Origin of the sequence: Lamprobacter modestohalophilus (genome assembly GCF_016583905.1) — a bacterium.
Taxonomy (GTDB): domain Bacteria; phylum Pseudomonadota; class Gammaproteobacteria; order Chromatiales; family Chromatiaceae; genus Lamprobacter; species Lamprobacter modestohalophilus.
On the sequence record NZ_NRRY01000027.1, the window covers coordinates 1 to 22,697 of the forward strand.

Annotated in this window: 19 protein-coding genes; 8 read left to right on the forward strand and 11 right to left on the reverse strand. The window is 61.1% G+C overall.

Annotated features, from left to right (window positions below):
* The first annotated feature begins 177 nt into the window (after positions 1-177).
* The 4 genes from istB to CKO42_RS15550 all read left to right on the forward strand — a co-directional run bounded on the left by istB (position 178) and on the right by CKO42_RS15550 (position 4,814).
* Positions 178-954, forward strand: a complete 777-nt coding sequence (gene istB / locus CKO42_RS15535; protein WP_274608926.1) for an IS21-like element helper ATPase IstB — start codon at positions 178-180, stop codon at positions 952-954.
* A 643-nt stretch (positions 955-1,597) separates the two neighbouring features.
* Complete coding sequence (locus CKO42_RS15540) at positions 1,598-2,422, forward strand: hypothetical protein (protein ID WP_200246025.1); 825 nt, start codon at positions 1,598-1,600, stop codon at positions 2,420-2,422.
* Between the two features lie 136 nt (positions 2,423-2,558).
* Positions 2,559-3,065, forward strand: a complete 507-nt coding sequence (locus tag CKO42_RS15545; protein ID WP_200246027.1) for a hypothetical protein — start codon at positions 2,559-2,561, stop codon at positions 3,063-3,065.
* Positions 3,066-3,266: 201 nt separating this feature from the next.
* Positions 3,267-4,814, forward strand: coding sequence for an ATP-binding protein (locus CKO42_RS15550; protein ID WP_200246117.1), 1,548 nt, complete (start codon positions 3,267-3,269; stop codon positions 4,812-4,814).
* Positions 4,815-5,345: 531 nt separating this feature from the next.
* Here CKO42_RS15550 and CKO42_RS15555 read toward each other — a convergent pair.
* From CKO42_RS15555 to CKO42_RS15570, 4 genes are all read right to left on the reverse strand, one after another.
* Positions 5,346-8,477, reverse strand: a complete 3,132-nt coding sequence (locus CKO42_RS15555; protein ID WP_200246029.1) for a CusA/CzcA family heavy metal efflux RND transporter — start codon at positions 8,475-8,477, stop codon at positions 5,346-5,348.
* Positions 8,474-8,797, reverse strand: a complete 324-nt coding sequence (locus CKO42_RS15560) for a hypothetical protein (protein ID WP_200246031.1) — start codon at positions 8,795-8,797, stop codon at positions 8,474-8,476. The genes CKO42_RS15555 and CKO42_RS15560 overlap by 4 nt, the downstream gene beginning before the upstream one ends.
* Positions 8,784-10,148, reverse strand: a complete 1,365-nt coding sequence (locus CKO42_RS15565; protein WP_242479427.1) for an efflux RND transporter periplasmic adaptor subunit — start codon at positions 10,146-10,148, stop codon at positions 8,784-8,786. The genes CKO42_RS15560 and CKO42_RS15565 overlap by 14 nt, the downstream gene beginning before the upstream one ends.
* A gap of 98 nt (positions 10,149-10,246) precedes the next feature.
* The gene (locus tag CKO42_RS15570; protein ID WP_200246034.1) at positions 10,247-10,435 is read right to left on the reverse strand and encodes a hypothetical protein; all 189 of its coding nucleotides are present in this window, start codon (positions 10,433-10,435) and stop codon (positions 10,247-10,249) included.
* A gap of 565 nt (positions 10,436-11,000) precedes the next feature.
* On the opposite strand from CKO42_RS15570, the gene CKO42_RS27975 reads away from it, so the two are divergent.
* A complete protein-coding gene (locus CKO42_RS27975) occupies positions 11,001-11,423 on the forward strand; it encodes a c-type cytochrome (protein ID WP_200246036.1) in 423 nt (140 codons plus the stop codon).
* Here CKO42_RS27975 and CKO42_RS15580 read toward each other — a convergent pair.
* The 3 genes from CKO42_RS15580 to CKO42_RS15590 all read right to left on the reverse strand — a co-directional run bounded on the left by CKO42_RS15580 (position 11,413) and on the right by CKO42_RS15590 (position 14,713).
* A complete protein-coding gene (locus tag CKO42_RS15580; RefSeq protein ID WP_200246038.1) occupies positions 11,413-12,096 on the reverse strand; it encodes a 3'-5' exonuclease in 684 nt (227 codons plus the stop codon). The genes CKO42_RS27975 and CKO42_RS15580 overlap by 11 nt on opposite strands.
* A gap of 29 nt (positions 12,097-12,125) precedes the next feature.
* Positions 12,126-14,063: a DUF294 nucleotidyltransferase-like domain-containing protein gene (locus CKO42_RS15585; RefSeq protein WP_200246039.1), complete on the reverse strand. Its 1,938-nt coding sequence runs from the start codon at positions 14,061-14,063 to the stop codon at positions 12,126-12,128.
* A gap of 98 nt (positions 14,064-14,161) precedes the next feature.
* Positions 14,162-14,713 (reverse strand): MarR family winged helix-turn-helix transcriptional regulator, encoded by a 552-nt coding sequence (locus tag CKO42_RS15590; protein WP_200246041.1) that lies wholly within the window; start codon positions 14,711-14,713, stop codon positions 14,162-14,164.
* A gap of 327 nt (positions 14,714-15,040) precedes the next feature.
* Between CKO42_RS15590 and CKO42_RS15595 the strand changes: the two genes are divergently transcribed.
* The gene (locus CKO42_RS15595) at positions 15,041-15,853 is read left to right on the forward strand and encodes a glycine/sarcosine N-methyltransferase (RefSeq protein ID WP_200246044.1); all 813 of its coding nucleotides are present in this window, start codon (positions 15,041-15,043) and stop codon (positions 15,851-15,853) included.
* On the forward strand, positions 15,850-16,695 hold the full coding sequence (locus CKO42_RS15600; protein WP_200246045.1) for an SAM-dependent methyltransferase: 846 nt from the start codon (positions 15,850-15,852) through the stop codon (positions 16,693-16,695). Before CKO42_RS15595 ends, CKO42_RS15600 begins: the two co-directional genes overlap by 4 nt.
* 158 nt (positions 16,696-16,853) lie before the next feature.
* Here CKO42_RS15600 and adk read toward each other — a convergent pair whose 3' ends face one another.
* The 4 genes from adk to CKO42_RS15620 all read right to left on the reverse strand — a co-directional run bounded on the left by adk (position 16,854) and on the right by CKO42_RS15620 (position 21,017).
* Positions 16,854-17,519 carry an adenylate kinase gene (adk, locus tag CKO42_RS15605; protein WP_200246046.1) on the reverse strand — a complete coding sequence of 222 codons (666 nt, stop codon included), beginning with the start codon at positions 17,517-17,519 and terminating at the stop codon, positions 16,854-16,856.
* 104 nt (positions 17,520-17,623) lie between these two features.
* On the reverse strand, positions 17,624-18,568 hold the full coding sequence (locus tag CKO42_RS15610) for an alpha-E domain-containing protein (RefSeq protein WP_200246047.1): 945 nt from the start codon (positions 18,566-18,568) through the stop codon (positions 17,624-17,626).
* A 79-nt stretch (positions 18,569-18,647) separates the two neighbouring features.
* Positions 18,648-20,165 carry a circularly permuted type 2 ATP-grasp protein gene (locus CKO42_RS15615; protein ID WP_200246048.1) on the reverse strand — a complete coding sequence of 506 codons (1,518 nt, stop codon included), beginning with the start codon at positions 20,163-20,165 and terminating at the stop codon, positions 18,648-18,650.
* 303 nt (positions 20,166-20,468) lie between these two features.
* A complete protein-coding gene (locus CKO42_RS15620) occupies positions 20,469-21,017 on the reverse strand; it encodes a cytochrome b (RefSeq protein ID WP_200246050.1) in 549 nt (182 codons plus the stop codon).
* Between the two features lie 299 nt (positions 21,018-21,316).
* Here CKO42_RS15620 and CKO42_RS15625 point away from each other — a divergent pair, with 299 nt between their 5' ends.
* Positions 21,317-22,240: an SAM-dependent methyltransferase gene (locus CKO42_RS15625; RefSeq protein WP_200246052.1), complete on the forward strand. Its 924-nt coding sequence runs from the start codon at positions 21,317-21,319 to the stop codon at positions 22,238-22,240.
* The last annotated feature ends 457 nt before the right edge of the window (positions 22,241-22,697 follow it).

Consider the following 22,697-nt stretch of genomic DNA (forward strand, 5'->3'; position numbering starts at 1 on the left):
CAATCCGCGTTATCGCAGTGTCAAGACCATCCTCGAGAAGGGGCTGGATCAACAATCCGATGCGGCTGCGGCCTTTGACACCCTGGCGGAGAGCTACACCGGTGGCGCGCGTTTCTTGCGCGATGCCAGTGAGCTGCTGTCGCACTGATGATGAACAGGACAACCCCGATGAATCCGATGCCTGAGCTCGCTCCCATGCTCAAACAACTGCGCCTCTCTGGCCTCCTTGAGGCCCTGCCGGCGCGCAACCGCCAAGCCATCGAGGAGCACTTGGCCTATACCGACTTCCTCGCCTTGTTGATCCAGGATGAGATCGCCCGCCGCGAGCAGAAGCGCTTGAGCCAACGCCTGCGCCGGGCCAACTTCCGTTCGCACAAGACCCTAGAGCAGTTTGACTTTGCCTTCAATCCTGGCATCAACCGGGCCTTGATCCAGGAGTTGGCTACGGGGCAATTCCTCACGGAGCCGGCCTCGGTGCTGATCGCCGGCCCCAGTGGCACGGGCAAGAGTCATCTGGCCCAGGCCTTGGGCCAGATCGCGGCGTGCCAGGGACAGGATGTGCGCTTCATGACCCAAACCCAGCTGCTTGGCGCACTGAACGAGGCGCGCGCGACCGGGACCTTTCAGCGCCGCTTCCAGGCGCTGGCTCGGGTGGCGTTGCTGATCATCGACGATTTTGGACTGAAACCGCTGCGCTCGCCGCAGGATGAGGATGTCCATGACTTGATCAGCGAGCGCTATGAGCAGCGCGCAACCATCGTCACCAGCAACCTGGACTTCAGCGAGTGGGGCGATGCGTTCCCGAATCGTTTGCTGGGGGCCGCGACGCTGGATCGGCTGCGCCACAACGCCTACCGCGTGGTCCTTGATGGGGCCAGTTATCGCTCCCCGAAACCACTCCCAGAACCCCCACATTCACCCCTTGCAAATTCGGCTAAAACTGCCGAACAATAGCCCCCGTTCGAGACCCCTGTGAGCCACCTCTGAGTGGCTCCATTAACCCGATCATGGGTGGCTCCATTAGGGCGGTCAGTGACACCTCCTGCGCCTGCAGCGTAAATACCGGCAGAAAGCTCAGTGTGATGATCAGCAGCGAGAAGAACAGCGCCGGGCTGAAGCAATCAAAAACTACTTCCGGCCTGATGGGAGCCCCGAAGGTGTCGAAAAATTTTACAGTAGCAAAACACCGCGAGAAGAAACCAAAAAGCGGTTAGATAAATCAGTAACTTGCCGATTTTTAGACATTTAGTTTATCTTGCGAGCGTAACCATATCGTCACATAACACATTCAGTGCGAATTTTTCTGCATTTTGCCCCATTTTACCGGCCTTCAGGTGTCAGGATTTTTTACACATCAAACCAAGGTGCCTGGACACCACGAAGATCGACTAAAAGCACCCTAACTCATTGAATCAAATAACCAAAAAATTGACTAAAATCGTAGACATTAGCCCGCAGTAAATCACGGAAGCGAATTTACGCCAAGAAAACAGTCGAAAAATTTTTACACTTTCAACCTGCCGTGCGATGGCACTATTTCTATAAGTGCTATTTTTAAGACATAAATAAAAGTGGCTCGGTTTTTGCTTGAGCCACCGTGCGACCAGGGAAGCTGTCGGCTGACAGGAACCAAGGTTTCCTCTTTTTCTCTGAAGTTCGCGTTCAGTTCCAACATTCATCGATATGTGCAAAGGAGATTCCCTATGAACTCGAAGGCAGTACGTCGTTTGGCAACATCCACCGCCGCCGCCATGGCGCTCATTGTCGGGGGGGGGTGGCGCAAGCCACGCCGATCGACTTTCACCTCGAATCAACCAGCACGGTGACGTTTTTCGAGTCGGTCACCATTAACCCTTTTGAGCTGTATTTTGATGTTGAGCTAGACGGCAGCGGGATTCAAAACTACCTTCATGATGTGAGCGGAACAACGAGTGAGCCTCCATTAACATTTGTCGTTCCGGATGGTACGGATGACGATTCTTATATTTTCGAAACTCAATCAATTTTCTTGCCTATCTCTATCACGGACTTAACAAACAACGAAATCATTAATCAGAATGTCGAGTTTAGTGTGCAAATCCAAGTCACTGGCTTTGTGAGACAAGGCTCTTTGAGTCATTTGTCGAACTCTCATGGTGGTGGAATATTCTCTTTCTCAGCGGGTGATTTGGAGATTTCCACGTTTGCCGGAACAGCGAGAGCCTGGTCTCAGCCTGAAGGGACCGTGGCGACGAACAACCCTTATGTCTTTGTCCGATCCCTTCCAGCCAGCGCGCCCCCACCCACGAGTGTCCCCGTGCCAGCCTCAATCTTCCTGCTGGGAGCAGGACTGCTCGCTCTGGTGGGAGGGCGCTTGTTAACAGGACAGCGCTCCCCGAAGCTCCGTCGAGGCACCCAATCTCCGCTAGCATCCGCCGCTTGAGCCGACATGACCGCCCCGGTGATACCCTGCCGCAGCCGGGGCGGTTCATGGCTTATGGCGCCGAGAGCGAATTCTTTGGCTGCATCACGGTGCCCTGTTCCTGCAGATTGATAACACAATCTAAGGAGGCTCTCCTATGACTCGATTTACTGGTCTTGCGCTCATTGTTCTGCTGCCGTTGAGCGCCTCACCAGCCATCGCAGCTGAGCTTCCTGCGCCTGTTAAGGCGCAAATCTCGGAATTGAAATCCTCGTGTCGCGGGGTCGGTGGTAAACTTGTCAATCCGAAACAGGCCATCCTAAGCGCGGATCTCAACGGGGATGACCAACCAGATTATGCGATCGATCAGTCGGCCCTCAACTGCGACGGTGCCGCCTCAGCGTTCTCTGGCTCGGGTGGCTCTCAAGTCGATGTCTTCGTTTCGACGCCAAGCGGATATATCAACGCTTGGTCCGGTGGGACGTTCGGCGCGAAAGTCGAGCAACAAAGGCTGTGGCTGGCACTTGGAGGCCGTTACTGCGGCCAACAGAAGCCCTCAAGCCGGGCCGCAGCGCAAGGATGCTACCGCGCGTTATCCTGGAACCCCAACAAACGCAAGATGGTCATCGACCCCAAGATCAAGCCGCGTCCGGTCGGGTCTTAACTCGCCCTGTCGGCGCCTTTGCAAGCCTTACTCTTGCTGCCTTCTAGCCCCCAACCCAGCATCTTTCGCGCCTGCGGGCGGGGCCTCTTGTCAGACCGACGGATCGCCGAGCCCTGCTTGCTCCCTCGGGAACAGGGTCGACTTTATCGCGCTGTTGTTCGATGATCGCAGCCCATCACCAGCATCCCCATGGCCGCGATCATGCCCCGCCGCAAACTGCCCATTGGCATACAGACCTTCGCCAAGATGCGCGAGGAGGACTACTACTATGTCGATAAGACCGGCTTCATCGCCCGGTTGATCGACGCGGGCAGCTTTTACTTCCTCTCCCGTCCGCGCCGCTTCGGCAAATCTCTGCTGATCGACACCATCGGCGAGCTGTTCGCCGGCAATGAGCCGCTGTTTCGGGGCCTGGCGATTCATCCCGACTGGGATTGGTCGGTGCGTTACCCGGTTATCCGCCTGAGCTTCGGTGGCGGGGTGGTGCGCTCTCGCGCGCGGCTCGATACCAAGATAGGCGAGCAGTTGCGTCTGAACATGGCCGAGCTGGATGTCGAATGCACCGAGCCAGAGCCAGAAGCCTGTCTCGCGGAACTGATTGGCCTTGCCCGCCAAAAGAGCGGCCAGCGCGCAGTGGTGCTGGTGGACGAATACGACAAGCCCATCCTCGACAATCTGACCTGCCCTGAGCTGGCGCGCGAGCTGCGCGACGGGCTGCGCAATCTCTACTCCGTGATCAAGGACCGCGAGGCCGATGTGCGTTTTGTCCTCATCACCGGAGTGAGCAAGTTCAGCCGAGTGAGTCTGTTCTCCGGGCTGAATAATTTAAACGACATCACCGTTGATGCACCTTATTCGGCGCTGTGCGGCTATACCGAGACCGATCTGGACACCGTCTTTGCGCCTGAGCTGCACGATTTGGATCGCACCGAGATTCGCCAGTGGTATAACGGCTACAACTGGCTGGGCGATGCAGTCTACAACCCCTTCGACCTGCTGCTGCTGTTCCAGAAACGCGAGCTGCGTTCGTTCTGGTTCGAGACCGGCTCACCCACCGGGCTGATTGACCTGCTGATGCAACGCGGAATTTTCACCCCCGATCTATCCCAGACCATCGCCGACGACGAGCTGCTGTCGAGCTTCGATGCCGATCATATCGCCACCGAAGCCCTGTTATGGCAGACCGGTTATCTCACCTTCGCCGAAGTGCAACGTATCGGCGCCCGCGCGCGCTACCGCCTGACCTACCCAAACCTGGAAGTCCAAAGCGCCCTGAATGACGTGCTGGCCAAGGCATTGATGGGCAACGCCAGCCAGGCCAGCCGACTGTCCGGGCAGCTCTACCACATCCTCCAGGCTGGCGACCCCGAACCGCTGCGTGAGCACCTGCACAGCCTGTTCGCCGCCATCCCGCATCATTGGCACGACAACACGCCGATTGCTCACTACGAAGGCTACTGGGCCAGCGTCTTCTACAGCCATCTGGCCGCGCTTGGCCTGGAGCTGATCGCCGAAGACATCACCCACCACGGGCGCATCGACCTGACGCTCAAGTTCAACCACCAGATTTGGCTATTCGAGTTCAAGATTGCCGAACGCTCGCCTGCAGGCAGCGCCTTGCAACAGATCAAAGACAAGGGCTATGCCGACAAATACCGCGCGCTCGGGCAGCCGGTTTTTCTGATTGGCATCGCCTTCAGCGAACAGCAGCGGCAGCTGGTGGGCTTCGATGTCGAACGGATCGACTGACGCCGGCTGGGTGCTTCGGGGAGAAAAGGATATGAAATCCAAGTCACCCTGAGCGTCCAGGTTGGCCCGATGAAGAAAGGTAGCGGGGGTGGGATGCGCCGTCAACGCCCGACTGCGGGGCTGACGGACGTCGCGCGCGGTGTGGGCGCGCGCGTTTCGGGGTGCTGGGGTGAGCACCTGCGCCGCAACGCGCCGCCGGGAGACGAGCGGGGCTGTACCGTTTCCTGCGGGACAGAGACGGCGGCTACTCCGCAATGCGCTGATCAAACTCGAAGTCGAACTCGGGCGGGTACGGCCTCGACATGATGTCGCGTGAGGTTGTGACGTAGCAAGAAGAGGCTCGCGCAGAGACGCAGAGGCGCAAAGGAAGAAAGAGCTTGCTCGATGTTCCCAGTGCGCTTCTCTTGTCCTTCTCTTTTTCTCTTTTTTCTTCTTCTCTGCGACTTTGCGTCTCTGCGCGAGATATCTTTTTCTTGTGTCGTCTACCCGACATGGCTCCATCTGATTGACATTATTCGGAGACCACACTCGCTACTCTCCTCGCCGCAGCCCCCGCTGCCGCCACAACAGATAGATCGCCGGGATCACGAACAGGCTCAGCAGTGGCGCTGTGATCATGCCGCCGACCATCGGCGCGGCAATGCGGCGCATCACCTCGGAGCCGATACCCCCAATCAGCATGATCGGCAGCAGGCCCGCAAAGATGGTCGCCACCGTCATCGCCTTGGGCCTGATACGCAGCACCGCGCCCTCCTCGATCGCGCCCTTGAGTTCATCAATGCTCGTCAGCCGGCCTTCCTTACGCCATTGCTTCAGCGCATTGTCGAGATACACCAGCATCACCACGCCGAACTCGGCGGCAACCCCCGCCAGCGCGATGAAACCGACCGCAACCGCCACCGAGAGGTTATAGCCGAGCAGATAGATCAACCAGAAGCCACCGACCAATGAGAACGGCAGGGACAGCATCACCAACAGCGCCTCTCCGCCACTGCGGAAGGCGAGATAGAGCAGCAAGAAGATGATCGCCAAGGTCACCGGCACTACCTGATTCAGCCGCTCCCGCGCGCGCTCCATGTACTCGTACTGACCCGACCAGGCCAGCGAATAGCCGGGCGGCAGCTCGACCTCCTCGCTCACCACCTGCTTGGCCTCCTCGATCCAACTGCCGAGATCACGCCCACGGATATCGACGAAGGTCCAGCCGTTCAGCCGCCCGTTCTCGCTCTTGAGCATCGGCGCGCCGTCGGCGATCACCACCTCGGCGACCTGCGCCAGCGGAATCTGGGCGCCGGTTGGGGTCACGATCGGCAGTTCGCGCAACTTCTGCACGCTGTCACGCTGCTCGCGCGGGAAGCGCAGATTGACCGGATAGCGCTCGAGACCCTCGACGGTCTGGGTCAGGTTCACGCCGCCAATCGCCGCCGCGACGACCCGATTGATGTCGCTGACGTTGAGCCCGACCCGCGCTGCAGCCAACCGATCCGGCCGGATCTCGACATAACGACCACCGGCGACCCGCTCCGAGAATGCAGAACTGGTGCCCTCGACCTGCAGCACCGCGCGCTCCACCGCCTGCCCAATGCGCTCGATCTCGGCTAGATCCGGCCCGGCGATCTTGACCCCAACCGGCGTCTTGATGCCGGTTGCCAGCATGTCGATGCGGGTCTTGATCGGCATCACCCAGGCATTGGTCAGGCCCGGCAGATCGACGGTCGCATCCAGCTCCTCGATCAGCTTGTCGACGGTCATCCCCTCGCGCCACTCGGATTCGGGCTTGAGCTGGATCAGGGTCTCGATCATGGTCAGCGGCGCCGGGTCGGTTGCGGTGTCGGCACGGCCGATCTTGCCGAATACCCGCTCGACCTCGGGCAGGGTCGCGATCAGCCGATCGGTCTGCTGCAACAGCTCCTGTGCCTTGCCGATCGACAGCCCCGGCAGCGTCGTCGGCATGTACATCAGATCGCCTTCGTAGAGATCGGGCATGAACTCAGAGCCCAGCCGCGACAGCGGGATCAGGGTGCTGACCAGCACCAGCAAGGCCGCCAGCAGGGTCATGTAAGGCCAGCGCAGCACCGCCCGCAGCAGCGGCCGGTACAGCCAAATGAGCACCCGGTTGAGTGGATTGCGCATCTCGTTCGGGATACGCCCGCGCACCAGATAGCCCATCAGCACCGGCACTAGGGTCACCGCCAACCCGGCCGCCGCCGCCATCGCATAGGTCTTGGTAAAGGCCAGCGGCGCAAACAAGCGCCCCTCCTGCGCCTGCAGCGTAAACACCGGCAGAAAGCTCAGCGTGATGATCAGCAGCGAGAAGAACAGCGCCGGACCGACCTCGCCCGACGCCTCGCCGATCACCTGCCAATGTTGCTCACCGCGCGGACGTTCGCCATGCTCGGCCTCGTAGCGCTCCAGATGCTTGTGCGCGTTTTCGATCATCACGATCGCCGCATCCACCATCGCCCCGATCGCGATCGCGATGCCACCGAGCGACATGATGTTGGCGTTGATACCCTGCAGCTGCATGATGATGAAGGCCACCAGGATGCCAAGCGGCAGACTGATGATCACCACCAACGATGAACGTAGATGCAGCAGGAAGGCCATGCAGACCAACGCGACGACGATCAGTTCCTCGATCAGCTTGGTCTGCAGATTGTCGACCGCCCCCAGAATGAGCTCCGAGCGATCATAGGTCTCGACGATCTCGACCCCCTTGGGCAGCCCCGCTCGCAGCTCATCCAACCGCGCCTTAACCGCCTCGATCGTCGCCAACGCGTTCTCTCCAGAGCGCATCACGATGATGCCGCCGGTGATCTCTCCCTCGCCATCCAGATCCGCCACCACCCGACGCATCTCAGGGCCAATCTGTACCCGCGCGATATCACGCAGTAGCACCGGCGTACCCTCCGGCGTGGTCTGCACCGCGATCAGCTCGATATCCTCGAGCGAGGTCAGATAGCCGCGCGTGCGCACCATATACTCGGCCTCGGCCAGCTCCAGCACCGAGCCACCGACCTCCCGATTCGCGCCCTGCACCGCTGCCATCACCCGTTGCAGCGGGATGCCATAGGCCCGCAACTTCTCCGGATCAACGACGATCTGATACTGGCGCACCATGCCGCCGACCGTCGCCACCTCCGAGACCCCAGGCACCGACTGCAATTCAAACTTGAGGAACCAGTTCTGCAGGCTGGTCAGTTCCGCCAGATCATGCTGACCAGTTCGATCCACCAACGCATAGCTATAGACCCAGCCAACCCCAGTCGCATCCGGCCCGAGCCGCGGCTCCACCCCCTCCGGCAAGGCCGCCGCCGCCTGATTCAGATACTCCAGCACCCGCGCCCGAGCCCAATACAGATCCGTGCCGTCCTCGAAGATCACATAGACGAACGAATCACCAAAGAAGCTGAAGCCGCGCACCACCTTCGCACCCGGCACCGACAGCATCGTCGTCGTGATCGGATAGGTCACCTGCTCCTCAACCACCCGCGGCGCCTGCCCCGGGAAGCTGGTCTTAATGATCACCTGCACATCGGAGAGGTCCGGAATTGCATCTAGCGGCGTCTGTTTCACCGCCAGGATGCCCCAACCGGTCAGCATCACCGCTACCAGCAGCACCAGAAAACGATTGCGAATCGACCAAAGGATGACGGACTTCACAGCACAGCCTCCAGGGCCTGAAATGGCCGATCAAGCCGAATGCCAGTGCCACCATCGAGCACAACGTCACCCAGCGCCGAGCCAGCACCAACGCCCACAAAGGGCGGCCGGGTAGCGCCCGGCGGGGGTGTGCGCAGCAAGGATGCTGCGCTCAAGCCTCCAAGGACGGATTCACGGCGTCCCCCGCCGGGCGCTACCCGGTCGCCCAGACCACCACGTTCAAGGCCCTGCGCCCCCTGCATTGACGGCAACGCCAGCGCAAAACGGAAACAACGGCGTCCAGAAACAGCCACCGCCTCAACAGCATCAATGGTGCGCATGCGATCCTCCCGCGGTCATCCCGCCACCAGTATCGCCAGCGTCGTCATCGTCACTCGCCCCAGAGCCACCGACACCCGACATCCGCTGAAAGCTAGCCTGCAGATTCGACTCCGAATCGATCAAGAACTGCCCAGAGACAACGATCTCATCGCCCTCATCAAGCCCGGATAGGATCTCAACCTCATCGCCACGCTGCATCCCAGTAACCACATCCACCGGCTGAAACCGCCCATCTCCGAGCACCCTCACCACCGCCTCCCGCTCCCCAGTCACAATCAGTGCCTCGGCCGGAATCTTCAGCACCTCACGCTTCGGCCCGCCATAGATCACCACATTGGCAAACATATTCGGCTTCAGCGCCAAATCCGGGTTATCGAACACCAGCCGCACCCGCAAGGTCCGCGACACCGGGTCCAGCTCCGGATAGAGATAGTCGACCTTGCCCTCCCAAGTGCGCCCCGGCCGCGCCGGCACCCGCATCTCGGCAGACAGCCCCTCGCTCAGCCAATCGATCTGAGACTCATAGATATCCACCATCACCCAGACCTGGCTCAGATCCGCGATGGTGAACATCTCGCTCGACTCGGTCACATACATCCCATCGCGAGCCATCATCTTGGTAACGATGCCATCGATCGGCGCCCGGATCGGCACCCGATTGCGCGCCTCGCCATCACGCTGGATCGCCGTGATCACATCATCCGGCACATCCAACAGCCGCAAGATATTCCGCGCCTTGTCCTCACTCACCCGACGCCGATCAGCGGCATTGCGATCCTGCGCCAGCAAGAAATCCACCTGCGCGTTCAAGATCGCCGGTGCATAGAGCTCAGCAAGCTCCTGCCCCGCCCGCACCGGCTCACCCTCCGCACGCAGGCTCAGCGACTCGATCCAACCCGCAGCACGCGGATGCACATGCGCCAGCCGCGTCTCGTCGTAGGCAATGCGACCCAGCGTCTCGATGTACTTCCAGAGCGTGCCACGCTCGACCGCTGCGGTGCGAACACCCAGCGTCTGCACCACCGCTGGCGTCAAGGCCACCTCCGGGTACTTGCCGGTCATCGGGTCCATCAGCTTCTTGACCAGATCCATGCCGCAGATCGGGCAGGTGCCCTCCTCATCGCGGATGATCTGCGGATGCATCGGGCAGACGTATTTCGGATCGAGGTGCTTCGCCGCGTGCTCCATCGGAGAATCAGCGGCGGCTTCGGCGACCGACTCACTCGGGGTCTCGGTCTCAGCGCCAAGCTCGGCGCCGCAACCAAACAGGCCCATCGACAAGGCGCCGATCAGCAAAAAGACAGACAGGGGACCGCCACGGAATCGGCGGTAAGGGGGGAATCTCGACATTGATGATCTCCGGTCGTGCAAGCTGCTGTCCGCACTCGATCGCGGGACAGACAAAGACTGAAGGGATAACGGCGCCTAAAGCCCCGTCACCACGGCGATCAGCTTAGAACCGGAATGGGCGGCTTCGACCAGAGATCATCCGAGTAGCGATAGAAGTGGCGCTCTGGACTCGGAGTCGGGCTGGGTAGATCAGCGACAGCCACCGATGGAGCTTGCGGGAACACCCCCATCGCACCAAAGACGCACAGCTCGAGCGCGCACTTCTGGCACTCCGCCAAGGTCGGCACCGGCGAATCCTGGCCGTCTGCATCCGCAACGGTTGGGAGTCCATCATCAGAAGCAGCTGCAATCGTTAGAGGCGCAGTCGCGGCGAACTGATGCGGGCAATGGCCAGCGCCGAGCATCGCAGAACCATGACTCGACTGCGAAACCCCACCCGCTGCATGGAGGCACGGGAGCGCAGAAGCAGCAAACGCCTGTAAATGCAACGTCAGCAGGCAGAACATGACGATGATCTGTGTGGTTAGGGCTCGCGTCCTCATGCCAATCATATTGCCCCAAACCAGTCGGTCGACAAGGGCATGCCAGCGGCAGATTTCTGGGCATGACGACCCAGGGTGTCGCTGATATCGCCATTCGCCCTCCCCGGAGCCACCCACATGGTTCCTGAGCCTTCTGGGTCGGTGTTGTCCGGCGGCCGGGTTGAAAGCCTAAAAGGCCAATGACACTTCCCGAGCGTTGCTTCACGAACAGGCCTAGAACAGACCGGTTGTGGCATTCTAATCAGCCTGGCCAGAAGCTGACCGAGCCTGACTCAGTCGCAACACAACCTCCACGAGCCGCCGAAGAAACATGACCATCGCCCACCGACCGCGCCTGTCCCTCCTCTGCCTCGTCCTCGCCGCTGTTGGCGCGATACAAGGCTGCGGACCTGGCACATCAGAGCCGGCCGCCGGCTTCGAGATGCCGAAATTTGCCGATCCCGTGCTCGCCGAGGGGCGCTCAGTCTGGATGGGGACCTGCCGCGCCTGCCACCTGATGGGCGCTGCTGGCGCCCCCGCCGTGACCGACTATCCGAACTGGGAGCCGCGCATCGCCAAGGGCGTGGATGCCCTATTCAAGAGCCCAATCCACGGTATCAAGGGCGATGATGGCAAGTACAAGATGCCACCGCGAGGCGGCAATGAGCGCCTGACCAATCGCCAAATCGAGGCCGCGGTCGAATACATGGTGGCCTCGGTCGACTACCTACACCAGCAGACGCTCAACCCTTAGGATCGGCCTGCGGTGCCGGTTGACGCAGCAGCGCCGCAAGGGTGTTGCGGCCAGAGCGTGCGGCAACGCGGAGCAGTCGAAGCAAGACCAGCGCGGTGAGAAATGCATCACCGGGCGCCGTATGGCGGTCGTGCGGTACGATCCCGAAGAATCGGCAGAGTCCATCGAGCGAGAGATCATCGAGACCCGGCTCAGCGCCAAAGGCCCCGTCGTCCAGCAAGGCCAACATCAGTTGGCCCGTATCCAGGTGCCGATTCTGCAGCCGATCATCGGTATGGCGCGCCAGTGCGGCATCGATCATGGCGAGATCATGGCTGATGTGATGACCAACGATGACCCCGTCGCCGAGATAGCCCAACAGCGCGGAGAGTGCATCCGGTTCATCCAGCGCGTGCTCTGTCTCGCTGCGCGTGATGCCGTGCACTAAGGTTGCCGCGGTGTTGAAGCGCACCCGCAGCAGCACCTCGAGGCGATCGCTCAGATCGATCTCCCCCTCGGTGATCGCGATCGCGCCGATACTGACAATCCGATGCCGCTTCGGATCAAGCCCAGTGGTCTCACAATCGAGCACGCAGAAGCGCACTTGCTCAAGACTGTCAGTGTCGCTCCAGGTCGGCTCGAAGGCCGTTCGGTAGTCGGCGAGCACGCGGTCGAGTGCTGTTTGATCACTCATCTGTGGCTGATCGCTCATCGAAGACCCGGTCATCGGCGGCGCGTGGCGCCGTAACGCTTGCCCATGTACTCCATCAGCTGCAGCACGGTCCGAAAGCCGGATTTGAGCAGATTCTGCTCGAGTCGAGTCAAGGTCGAAGGCTCGACCAGATTGCCATCACAATGCCTAGAGAGGCCCGCGCGGGTGCGATAAAACAGCGCATTGCGGAAGGCAGCGATGGTCTCGTTGACCAACAGGACCGCATCCTGATCGTCTGGCGTCAACGCTTGCAAGCGTTCAAGCGTCCCCACCGGATGATCGATCCCGGCATCCAGCGCCAGGGCACGCGCGAGATCAACCACGGGCTGCAAGGTCGCGCGCTGGAGATCCAGGGTTTCCGTGTAGCGGCCATTGTCATCGATCACCAAGCCGCGGAAGAAGGTCAGGGGTGGCAGGTTAGCCATGGAATCAGCCACTAGCAGGGGCACAAAACCCATGCTGTGGTCCTTTTCGCGATGAATGTGCTGCTGCAGACGGTTCACGAGGGTGCAGTCGCCATGCACCGGACGCAGATCAAAGAACGAGGTCGCCCGGTAGACACAGCTCTCGATCGGATCGTGAATCCAGTGGCTGAAGCCAATCTCCCACTCATTGATCGAACGGCAGGCACTTGGATGGCCGGAGACGATGCCTTTGGCGGTGCTGACGAAGCCACAGGCGGCCAACGCCGAACTGACCCGGCGTCCAAGCTCGAGGAAATAGCTGCGCGCTGCGCGTCGCTGGTCGGGCTCAGGCTCGTCGTAGATGAGTCCGTGATCCAGGTCGTAGAGGGTCGTCAGCTCGCCGCGGCCGGCCGAGCCAAAGAACACCCAACAGTGTTTGAGATCGGGTATCGCATGGCCTTCGGCGAGCAAGGCACCCTCCACCAGCACCACCACGCGACGCAGCACCGCGGCATAGAGCGCGGTCGCCATCGGGGCGAGCCAGCGCAGGGACTCAGCGTCGGTCAGACCGCCGGCGATAAAGGTCTGCCCCTGAGCTAATAGGCGAGACAGCTCGTAGATGCCACCCGCGCGCGCCATGTCCTCAACAATGGCGAGTGGCGCCGCGGCCTCGATCCGCGTCAGATCACGCCTGGCCAGCACCGAGCACACCTTGCCTAGCCGCGAGCCATCATTGGTCAGCACGAGATGCTCGACCTGAAGCTCGAGCATCCGCGTCAGATAGGCGCCGGCCGGCAAGCCGACGCGCAGCGTATCCAAAACCGGCGCCATCAACTGCACTGCGGGCGCGTCGAGCGGCAGCTCACCGCTCGCCACCCGGTCACTGAGGACACGTGTCGAGATCAGTCCCCGCGCCGTGCCCTCGGCATCGATGACCACTGCCGCCGCGCCGGGCGGCTGATCCGCCAAGCGCGCAGCGACGTCACGCACGGGCGTCTCGAGCCCGCAGGTCACCGCTGAAGGCGGCTCATCGACAGGTTTCGCCATCCAGTCAACGGGTCGACGACCCAGACGCAGCTCATCGGAGCGGATCGAATCGCCCTCGAGCCCCGGCGGCGCAATGGCGACCGTGAAGTAGGCGGCCAGGTAATGGCTGGCGCGCGGATGCCGCTTGATCTGCTCCCAGAGCGGCGCCGCCGGCAACGCATAGAGGATGACTTCAGTCTCAGTGCGCGCGGTATAGGTATGCTCGACGATGCCGAGATAGCGACCAACGCCGAGCAGGTCGCCCTCACCGCGCACGTCGCGTAAGACCTCTTTGGCACCACTCTCGTCGTAGTCGACCAGGCGCACCACGCCCTGCTGGATCACATAGACGTAGGGCCGGCGCTTCTGGCCGCGCTCGAACACCAGCTCACCATCTTCGTGGAAGAGGACGCGGCCGCCCGCCACAAGCTCGAGCAGCTCCGACTCATCGAGATACTGGAACGGTGGATGGCGACGCAGGAAGTCGGCAACGCGGTAGGCAATGCTAGCGGTCTTCACGGGCTCGCTGAGTGCAAGAGGTTAGCGCGATCCAGGTGACCGCGAGCGGCATACTAGCCGAAGTCGGCGCGCAAGGCGCGTTCGAGCGATCACTGGTCTCAAATCCCTGGCTGGTCAAGCATCGGCGCGCCCCCTTCAGCATCGCTCGCAGCCGGCATCGGGTCATCGCCCGAGGCAACCGGCTCAGCAGCGAGCACGGGCGAGGCATCGAGCTGCTCTACGCCCATCAGGGTCGTGATCCGCTGCAGCGACGAGATCAGCAGACTTTGCTCCCACTCCTCCAGGGCTTGGAAGCGCTGCACAAAGGCCTCCTGCAGCAACGGCGGCGAGCGCGCCATGATCGCAACCGCCTTATCGGTCGCGCTGACCATGACCCGTCGCCGATCCTCACTGCTGCGCGCTCGCGCCACAAGCTCCCGACTCTCCAACCGGTTGAGAATATCGGTCACTGTCGCTTGGCTCAGGCTGACACGCTTGGCGACCGCGCCGACAGAGGCACCCCCCAAATCGATGATGGCCTTGAGCACCAGAGCCTGTGGCGCGGTCAGTCCATGGCTTCGCTCCAACTGCCGCGAGTGGAGGCCAACCGCACGAATGACCCGCCGCAGGGCCACCAACACGTCGTCACAGCGACTGTCTAACGTCGTCATCGTCATCAATCCGCCAACATTCGGTCACAAAATAAATCTTAGAGGCTTTCACTGACTGATTGCCTCGAAGAACCAAAATAAAATCAGCAAAATACGGTGATTTCCGGAACGCACTAGCACAGAAAAGCGTAGCGACAGCGTTCCAAAAGCTTCGGGTACGATGTACTATACTGCCCTCTTCGCCGTTCTTCCGCACATCCTCGATGCCGCACAGAACGGATCATCCGCTCGCGAGCCACCGTATCGCCCAGCGCTGCCACACGCCCCTGCGTCTTGGCTCGGTGCTTCGCGCAGCCCATCCGCAGCCCATCTCTAGGGAGCCAGACCATGCAGCAACCATCGACTCGACAAGATTACGGTTCTGATCCGCTTGCCGTCCGTGACAGCGAAAAGTATCAAGAAGAATACATCGAGGGCTTCGTTGACAAGTGGGACGAACTCATTGATTGGGACGCACGCGCGCAGGCCGAAGGCCAGTTCTTTATCGAACAATTACGCGAGCGCGGCGCGAAGAAGGTGCTCGACGTTGCCGCCGGCACTGGTTTTCACTCGGTCCAGCTGCTCGAGGCCGGATTCGAGGTCACCACGGCAGACGGCAGCCCTGTCATGCTGGCCAAGGCGTTCGAAAACGCGCGCCGCCGCGGCCACATCCTGCGCACGGTCCATGCCGACTGGCGCTGGCTGAACCAGAGCGTCCACGACCTCTATGATGCCGTCATCTGCCTCGGAAACTCCTTTACTCATCTGCATGAAGAGCTCGACCGTCGTAAGGCCTTGGCCGAATTCTATGCCACGCTGCGCCACGACGGCGTGCTGATCTTGGACCAGCGCAACTATGACGCCCTGCTCGACCATCAGGTCCAGCCGACCCACAACTACTATTACTGCGGCGACAACGTGCGCGCCGAGCCCGAGCATGTTGACGACTCGCTCGCTCGATTCAAATACAGCTTCAGCGACGGCTCTGCATACCACCTGAATATGTTTCCGCTGCGCAAGGCCTATGTGCAACGGCTGATGCGCGAGGTTGGCTTCCAGCGCGTCGATACCTACGGCGACTTCCAAGAGACCTACCGCGAAACTGAGCCCGATTTCTTTATCCATTGCGCCGAGAAGGCTTACCTGGGAGGCAACGGATGAGTCAACAGTATTCAGAGGCTGTCGAGACCGCTCGCGGTTATTACAACAGCGAGGACGCGGACAACTTTTATTTCCACGTCTGGGGCGGCGAAGACATCCACATCGGACTCTATGAGAGCGCCGACGAGCCCATCGCAACGGCCTCGGCCAGGACGGTCGAGCGCATCGCCGACCGCATTGCCGCACCGCTGTCGCAGCCAGACGCGCGCGTTATCGACCTCGGCTCCGGCTATGGCGGTGCTGCGCGCCATCTCTCTAAACGCTTCGGCTGTCAGGTGTTGGCGCTGAATCTCAGCGAGGCAGAGAACCAGCGTAACCGGCAGATGAATCAGGCCGCGGGCCTCGACCACCTCATCGAGGTCGTCGATGCGAGCTTCGAGGAGATTCCGGCACCCGATGCGAGATTCGACATCGCCTGGTCGCAGGATGCCATCCTCCACTCAGGCCATCGCGATCAGGTCATGACCGAGGTCGATCGGATCTTGAAGCCCGGCGGCGAGCTGATCTTCACCGACCCGATGCAGGCCGACGATTGCCCCGCCGGCGTGCTGCAGCCGATCTTCGACCGTATCCACCTGTCGAGCCTCGGCTCATTCGCGTTCTATCGTGAGCAGGCGAGACGCTTGGGTTGGGAAGAGATCGAGGTCCTCGATCTCACTGAGAATCTCATCACCCACTATGCGCGGGTGGCCGATACCCTGCGCGAGCAGCGCGATAGCCTCAAGGGCAAGGTCTCGGAAGACTACATCGAGCGCATGCTCACGGGACTCGGCCATTGGGTCGAGGGCGGCCGCAATGGCTACCTGAGCTGGGGCATCATGCACTTCCGCAAGTCCGCCTGAAACCGCTCGAAGCGCGTCTGAAGCCCTAATCATCAGCGGCTGAGCGGCTGGGCAGTTAAGCTGAGCAGTTAAACAGCTGAGCAAGCGCAGCAGCGCCGTCGCGGTTCCGCCTGGCCAAGGGTGGGTCGGCAGTATGCCGGCCCGACCCTTACCCCGCCCTAGCTCGCGTTCGCCTCCAGTCCGGCGATGATCTTGTCCCGAATCGCCTCGACGCCGCCGACACCTTCAACACGCAGGTAGCGTGGAGCACCCTCGCCGCCCTTATCGGCCCAGGCCGAGTAGTAGGAGATCAACGGCTCGGTCTGATCGTGATAGACCTTCAGCCGCGCACGCACCGTCTCTTCCTTGTCGTCGTCGCGCTGCACCAGCGGCTCGCCGGTCTCGTCGTCCTTGCCCTCCTCCTTCGGCGGGTTGTACTCGATGTGGTAGGTCCGCCCGGAGGCCGGATGCACGCGGCGCCCAGCCATGCGCTTGATGATCTCTTCATCGGGCACGTCGATCTCGACGACTGCGTCGATCGGCACCCCAACCTCTTTCAAGGCATCTGCCTGGGCCAAGGTCCGCGGGAAACCGTCGAACAGGAAGCCATTCTCACAGTCGGGCTCGGTGATCCGCTCCTTGACCATCCCCATGATGATCTCGTCAGAGACCAACCCGCCCTCATCCATGATCTTCTTCGCCGCCAGCCCAAGCTCAGTGCCCGTATTGACGTGGGAGCGCAGCATGTCGCCGGTCGAGATCTGCGGGATGTTGAACTGTTTCTTGATATAGCCCGCCTGAGTGCCTTTTCCAGCACCCGGTCCGCCAAGCAGGATGACGCGCATGAGCTCTTGCCTCCAGTGGTGTTAGGTCGACCGGATAGGCTGCCACAGTGGCAACGCCACGGCAATCGCGAAGCGACCTCCCCGCGCACCAGCCCTTGCTGTTTTTAGGCAGCACCGGTTGAGACCAGGGGCGGAAACCAGGTCTGCGCGATCTCTTGGTGGAGGTCGCCGATACCAAGCTGAAGCTCATCGACGAACTCATGCAGATCCTTTTGGCTGAAACGCTCGGGCTCGGCCGCATCCAGCGCGCGCGACAAGCGCCCGTTGACGCGTAGGCAGGCCTCGTTGCGCGGCAGACGCTCGAGACAGATGCGGCTGTGGTCGATACACCAGCGTAGCGAGCGCGGAAACCGAGCGCTCTTGAAGATGAATCCCAGCACTGGACCACGTTGAACCCGAATCTGGGTGCTGCGCCGATACATCTGATAGGCGGTGAGCGATTTCAGCACGCTCACCCACTGAATGTTGTCGTAGGGGCGCACCTCGTCAGCATCCGGCAGCAGCGCAGCCGAGTGCACATCAGCGATCCGTGTGGTCATATCGGCGCGCTCGATGTAGCGCCCCAGGCTCAAGAACTCGAAACCCTGATCGTGCAGCATGGTGCCATCAAGCAGTCCGTTGATCAGCTGACTGCTGGTGATCAGCCCGCGCAGATAGGGATGGCGGCCGTTCTTGGTCAGCCCCTTTTGCAAACCCTCGCGCGCATAGAGGGTCAGGCCGTTGATCTGCTCCCAGGCCTCGCGCGGGACGAAATCACGGATGGTGCGACAATTCTCGCGCGCCGCCTCGAGCGCGGAGAGGATCGAGCCCGGGTGGCGCTCATCGCCAAGCAGGAAACGCATCACCTGGCGCTCGCCGTAGTCTTTGTAATGCTCCTCGAAGAGTTCGTGCGCGCCGGTGATATCGACCAGTGGCTTCCAGCCGGGCGCGATGCCCTTGGGCAGATCTAGCAACAGATTGGCGTTGACGTTGACGATGCGGGCGGTGTTCTCGGCGCGCTCGATATAGCGAGCGAGCCAGTAGAGGTTCTCAGCGACGCGGGAGAGCATGGCGAATCTTGATCTCGCTAACGAGGGATACTCTGGAATCAGGGACGAACAAGCGTGTTTTCAGGGCGTGTTTTCCGGCTCAGCCAGAAGCCGTTTGTGATTGGCGCTGACTGGCCTCACCCTGGGCCTGCTCGTAGGTCTCGGTGGCAACGTCCTGCGGCAAGATCCAGGTATCCTTGCTGCCGCCGCCCTGAGATGAATTGACCACCAATGAGCCCTTGCGCAAGGCGACGCGGGTCAGCCCGCCCATGGTCACCTGTTGGCGATCGGAGGACAGGATAAAGGGTCGCAAGTCGACATGGCGCGGTTCGAGGCGATCCTTGATCACGGTTGGCACCGTGGAGAGCTTGAGCGTCGGTTGGGCGATGTAATTGCGCGGGTCTTTCTTGATCGCAGCCGCCATTCGGTCGCGTTCGGTCTGGGTCGAGGCCGGCCCGACCAACATGCCGTAACCGCCCGATTCGTTGGCCGGCTTCACCACCAGCTCCGCCATGTGCTCGAGCACGTACTGCAGCGCATCAGGCTCCATGCACCGATAGGTCGGCACATTCGGCACGATCGGCTCTTGGTCTAGATAATATTTGATGATCTCGGGGACGAAGGCGTAGACGACCTTATCGTCGGCAACGCCAGCGCCGGGCGCATTGGCCATGGCCACATTGCCCGCCTTCCAGGCCCGCATCAGCCCGGCAACGCCGAGCGCTGAATCGTCGCGAAAGGCCTCGGGGTCGAGAAACAGATCATCGACGCGCCGATAGATCACATCCACCCGCGCTGGCCCATCGACGGTGCGCATGTAGCAGCAATCGTCATCATCGACGAACAGATCACGCCCCTCGACCAGTTCCGCGCCCATCTGCTGCGCCAGATAGGCATGCTCGAAGTAGGCTGAGTTGTAGATGCCGGGCGTCAGCACCACGACCTCCGGATACTCAGCCGGACGCGGCGAGAGCGAGGCGAGGGTGTCGAACAATTGCGATGGATAATCATCCACCGGCAATGGGGCATAGTGCTCGAACAGCTCGGGGAAGACGCGCTTGGTCACCAGCCGATTCTCGAGCATGTAAGAGACGCCCGAAGGGACCCGCAGATTGTCCTCCAGCACATAGAGCGTGCCATCGGCATCGCGCACCAGGTCAGAGCCACAGATATGCGCCCAGATGCCGAAAGGCGGGTCGATACCGACGCATTGCGGCCGGAAGTTGACTGACTTCGCCAACACCTCCTTCGGAAACACCTTGTCCTTGACGATGCGCTGATCGTGATAGAGGTCGTCGATGAACAGGTTCAGCGCCTGAACGCGCTGCTTCAGTCCAAGCTCGACTTGGCGCCACTCCCGCTCCGGGATCACCCGCGGGATCACGTCGAAGGGCCAGGCGCGATCGATCGCCCCGCCCTCCTCTGAATATACCGTGAAGGTGATGCCCATCTCCTTGATCGAGACCTCGGCGGCCAATTGGCGCGCCATCAGCTCATCACCGCCGAGTGCCTGGATATCAGCGGCTAACGCCTCAACCTCGGGGCGCGGCTCGCCGCGTTCTGCGAGAAGTTCATCGTAGAAGCCGTCGCAATCGTAATCAGACCAATCGATCTCCATGGCGCCGTCGTCAACCTCGATACTGTTGTGGCGGGTACAAAACCGCGGCCGGGTGCCTGATTGTTACCGCTTCAGGCGACAGCGTCCAATCTTGTATAGGCCTAGCGCCATGTTCGCAAGCCTAAGGCTCATGGCGTGGTGCCACTCCGGACAAATGAATCACGTAAGATTCAAGTCAAGCCTAGCAAGCCTTATCTTAGGAAACACCGCAAACGCGTCGAGATCAGCTCTCCAATCTCCGCCGCGAGCCTATGATGGCTCGCGGCGACTCCGAGCCGAGCTCGATGACAGCCTGAGCCAGGCTCAGGGCAGACTGATGCGCTTCATGATCCCGTCTTTCAACTTCCAATGCTTGAGACCAGCACCGATATGCAGCAGTAAGACGGCAAGCAGCACCGCGCCGCCGATGCCGTGCATCAGGAACAGCTGTTCACCAAGCTCCTTATTGGCCGGATCGAGGCCCGGCTGCGACCAGCCGAAGAACTGAATCGGAAAACCGCTGATCGCTGTCGCAAGCCAGCCGCCGACCGGGATGCCGATCAACAGCAGATACATCAGCACATGGGTCGTTGTACTCACCACGCGCTCAACGCCAGTGAGCGGGGTCGGATACTCAGGCACCGGCGAGAATCGAAACAGCAGCAAGCGCAGCACCACCAGAAAAAACAGCAGAATCCCAAAGCTCTTGTGGGCCATGTAGAAGGTGTTGGTCAGCTCGTCTCCGAACAGACCGTTGACGCCTTCGTAGCCAAGGAACCAGAAGGTGAAGCCCATCGCCAGCAGCCCGAAGATCAACAGGGCGATCAACCAGTGCAGCAACCGCTGCACGAACGAGTAGCGTGTTTTTGCCATCAGAAGTCTCTCCTTCGTTCATCAAAAGTGCCAGCTCATTTACCACGAAACGCGACCAGCAACGCAAGGGGGCAACGCAATCCTCGGCGGTCTCTTGGCCGCCGATTGGCTGCCGACTGGTTTCCGATTGGCTTGACGCTGGCTTCCAGCTGGTTTCCGATCGGTGACCACGCAACGAGCCCGTTCGGCACCCGCGGCGGGCAGTCCGGCGACTCACCACTGCCACTTCTCAGCCAGTGCCCCAATCATCGACGCCTGTCGACGTCCCTGACAACAAACCCTAGCGACAAAGGCCGCTCATGCCGCACCTCGATCAAGCCCAACAAGCCAATTCTCCTGCTGCTCGCCCTCGAGCCCGGGAAACCTTCCGCTACATCAACTGGCTATTCAACCCCTACCAGCGGCTCGATGTGCCTGCCATCTACGACCTGCTGTCGACACGCGCGGCGACCGAGCGTGCGCTCTACCTCAATCTGGGCTTCTGGCGAGATGCGACGAATCTTGACGCCGCCAGCGAGGCACTCGCGGATCTGCTCGCTGACGCGGTGCAGCTCTCGCCCGGCGACCAACTCCTCGATGTCGGCTATGGTTTCGCCGACCAGGACATGCGCTGGGCCGAACGCTATCAGCCGGCACAGATCATTGGCCTCAATCTGACCCAGTCACAGGTCGAGATCGCGCGTCAACGCGTCGCCGAGCGCGGGTTAAGCGAGAAGATCGATCTCCGCCAAGGCTCAGCGACCGCGATGGACCTGCCCGATGAGTCAGTCGACAAGGTGATTGCGTTGGAATGCGCCTTCCACTTTCGCTCCCGCGAGCAGTTCCTGCGTGAGGCCTTCCGTGTGCTGAGACCCGGCGGGCGCATCGCCATCGCCGATATCCTGCCGCGGCCCGCGCAAGGCAGCGCCTGGCAACGCTTCAAGCGCAAGACGTCCTGGGCTTTGGTCGCAGGAAAGTTCTCGATCCCTTGGGACAACGCCTATCCGATCCCGACCTATCACGCCAAGTTGAAGCTCCGGGGTTACCAGCAGATTGACGTCGAGTCGATCAGAGATCGGGTCTATGCGCCGCTTCACCACTGGCTGCGTGGGCACCGCGACACCCTGCAACGGCTGCATCCGGTCGCGCGCTTTGCCGCCAAGCTCGCGCTGCGCCGCGACCCGGAAACGCTGTACGCCGGCTTGGACTACGTCCTCGCGACCGCCGTCAAGCCGACGCGCTGACGCTCATCGCATCATGCCCGTCGCATCATGCCCGTCGCGTCATGCCCAGCGCATCACTCCTATCGCATCATGCCCGTCGCTTCATGCTTCGGGCTCGCGACGGGCGATGACCGTCGCCGGCTGACCCGATGGCGTATCAACCACTTAGCATTTCTTCAACAGGTCTGTGGATAAGTCTGTGGGAAAGATAAGCACAAGCACGCCAAACGCGCGTCTGCTCTGCCCTGACGACAGATTGACGCATTTTTGACCACCGGCGTAACCCATTGTTTTTACGATGCTGAATTCGAGACCCTGAGCACACTGAGGCATGCTGAACGGGCGGCAAGCAGCCCGGTTGATCAATGTGGACAACTGACAGGGGTAGAACTGCAAGCGGCCGACTTGTCAACTGCCTTCGGCCTCACGCAACCAAGGCGATCAGCCTTCGCAATCGGTTCAAAGGGTCGCCAGCAAG

Coding starts and splice junctions, on each gene's coding strand:
- istB (WP_274608926.1), top strand. CDS start 178: ATGCCTGAGCTCGCTCCCATGCTCAAACAACTGCGCCTCTCTGGCCTC.
- CKO42_RS15545 (WP_200246027.1), top strand. CDS start 2,559: ATGACTCGATTTACTGGTCTTGCGCTCATTGTTCTGCTGCCGTTGAGC.
- CKO42_RS15550 (WP_200246117.1), top strand. CDS start 3,267: ATGCCCCGCCGCAAACTGCCCATTGGCATACAGACCTTCGCCAAGATG.
- CKO42_RS15560 (WP_200246031.1), bottom strand. CDS start 8,797: ATGCGCACCATTGATGCTGTTGAGGCGGTGGCTGTTTCTGGACGCCGT.
- CKO42_RS15565 (WP_242479427.1), bottom strand. CDS start 10,148: ATGTCGAGATTCCCCCCTTACCGCCGATTCCGTGGCGGTCCCCTGTCT.
- CKO42_RS27975 (WP_200246036.1), top strand. CDS start 11,001: ATGACCATCGCCCACCGACCGCGCCTGTCCCTCCTCTGCCTCGTCCTC.
- CKO42_RS15580 (WP_200246038.1), bottom strand. CDS start 12,096: ATGAGTGATCAAACAGCACTCGACCGCGTGCTCGCCGACTACCGAACG.
- CKO42_RS15590 (WP_200246041.1), bottom strand. CDS start 14,713: ATGACGACGTTAGACAGTCGCTGTGACGACGTGTTGGTGGCCCTGCGG.
- CKO42_RS15595 (WP_200246044.1), top strand. CDS start 15,041: ATGCAGCAACCATCGACTCGACAAGATTACGGTTCTGATCCGCTTGCC.
- CKO42_RS15600 (WP_200246045.1), top strand. CDS start 15,850: ATGAGTCAACAGTATTCAGAGGCTGTCGAGACCGCTCGCGGTTATTAC.
- adk (WP_200246046.1), bottom strand. CDS start 17,519: ATGCGCGTCATCCTGCTTGGCGGACCGGGTGCTGGAAAAGGCACTCAG.
- CKO42_RS15610 (WP_200246047.1), bottom strand. CDS start 18,568: ATGCTCTCCCGCGTCGCTGAGAACCTCTACTGGCTCGCTCGCTATATC.
- CKO42_RS15615 (WP_200246048.1), bottom strand. CDS start 20,165: ATGGAGATCGATTGGTCTGATTACGATTGCGACGGCTTCTACGATGAA.
- CKO42_RS15620 (WP_200246050.1), bottom strand. CDS start 21,017: ATGGCAAAAACACGCTACTCGTTCGTGCAGCGGTTGCTGCACTGGTTG.
- CKO42_RS15625 (WP_200246052.1), top strand. CDS start 21,317: ATGCCGCACCTCGATCAAGCCCAACAAGCCAATTCTCCTGCTGCTCGC.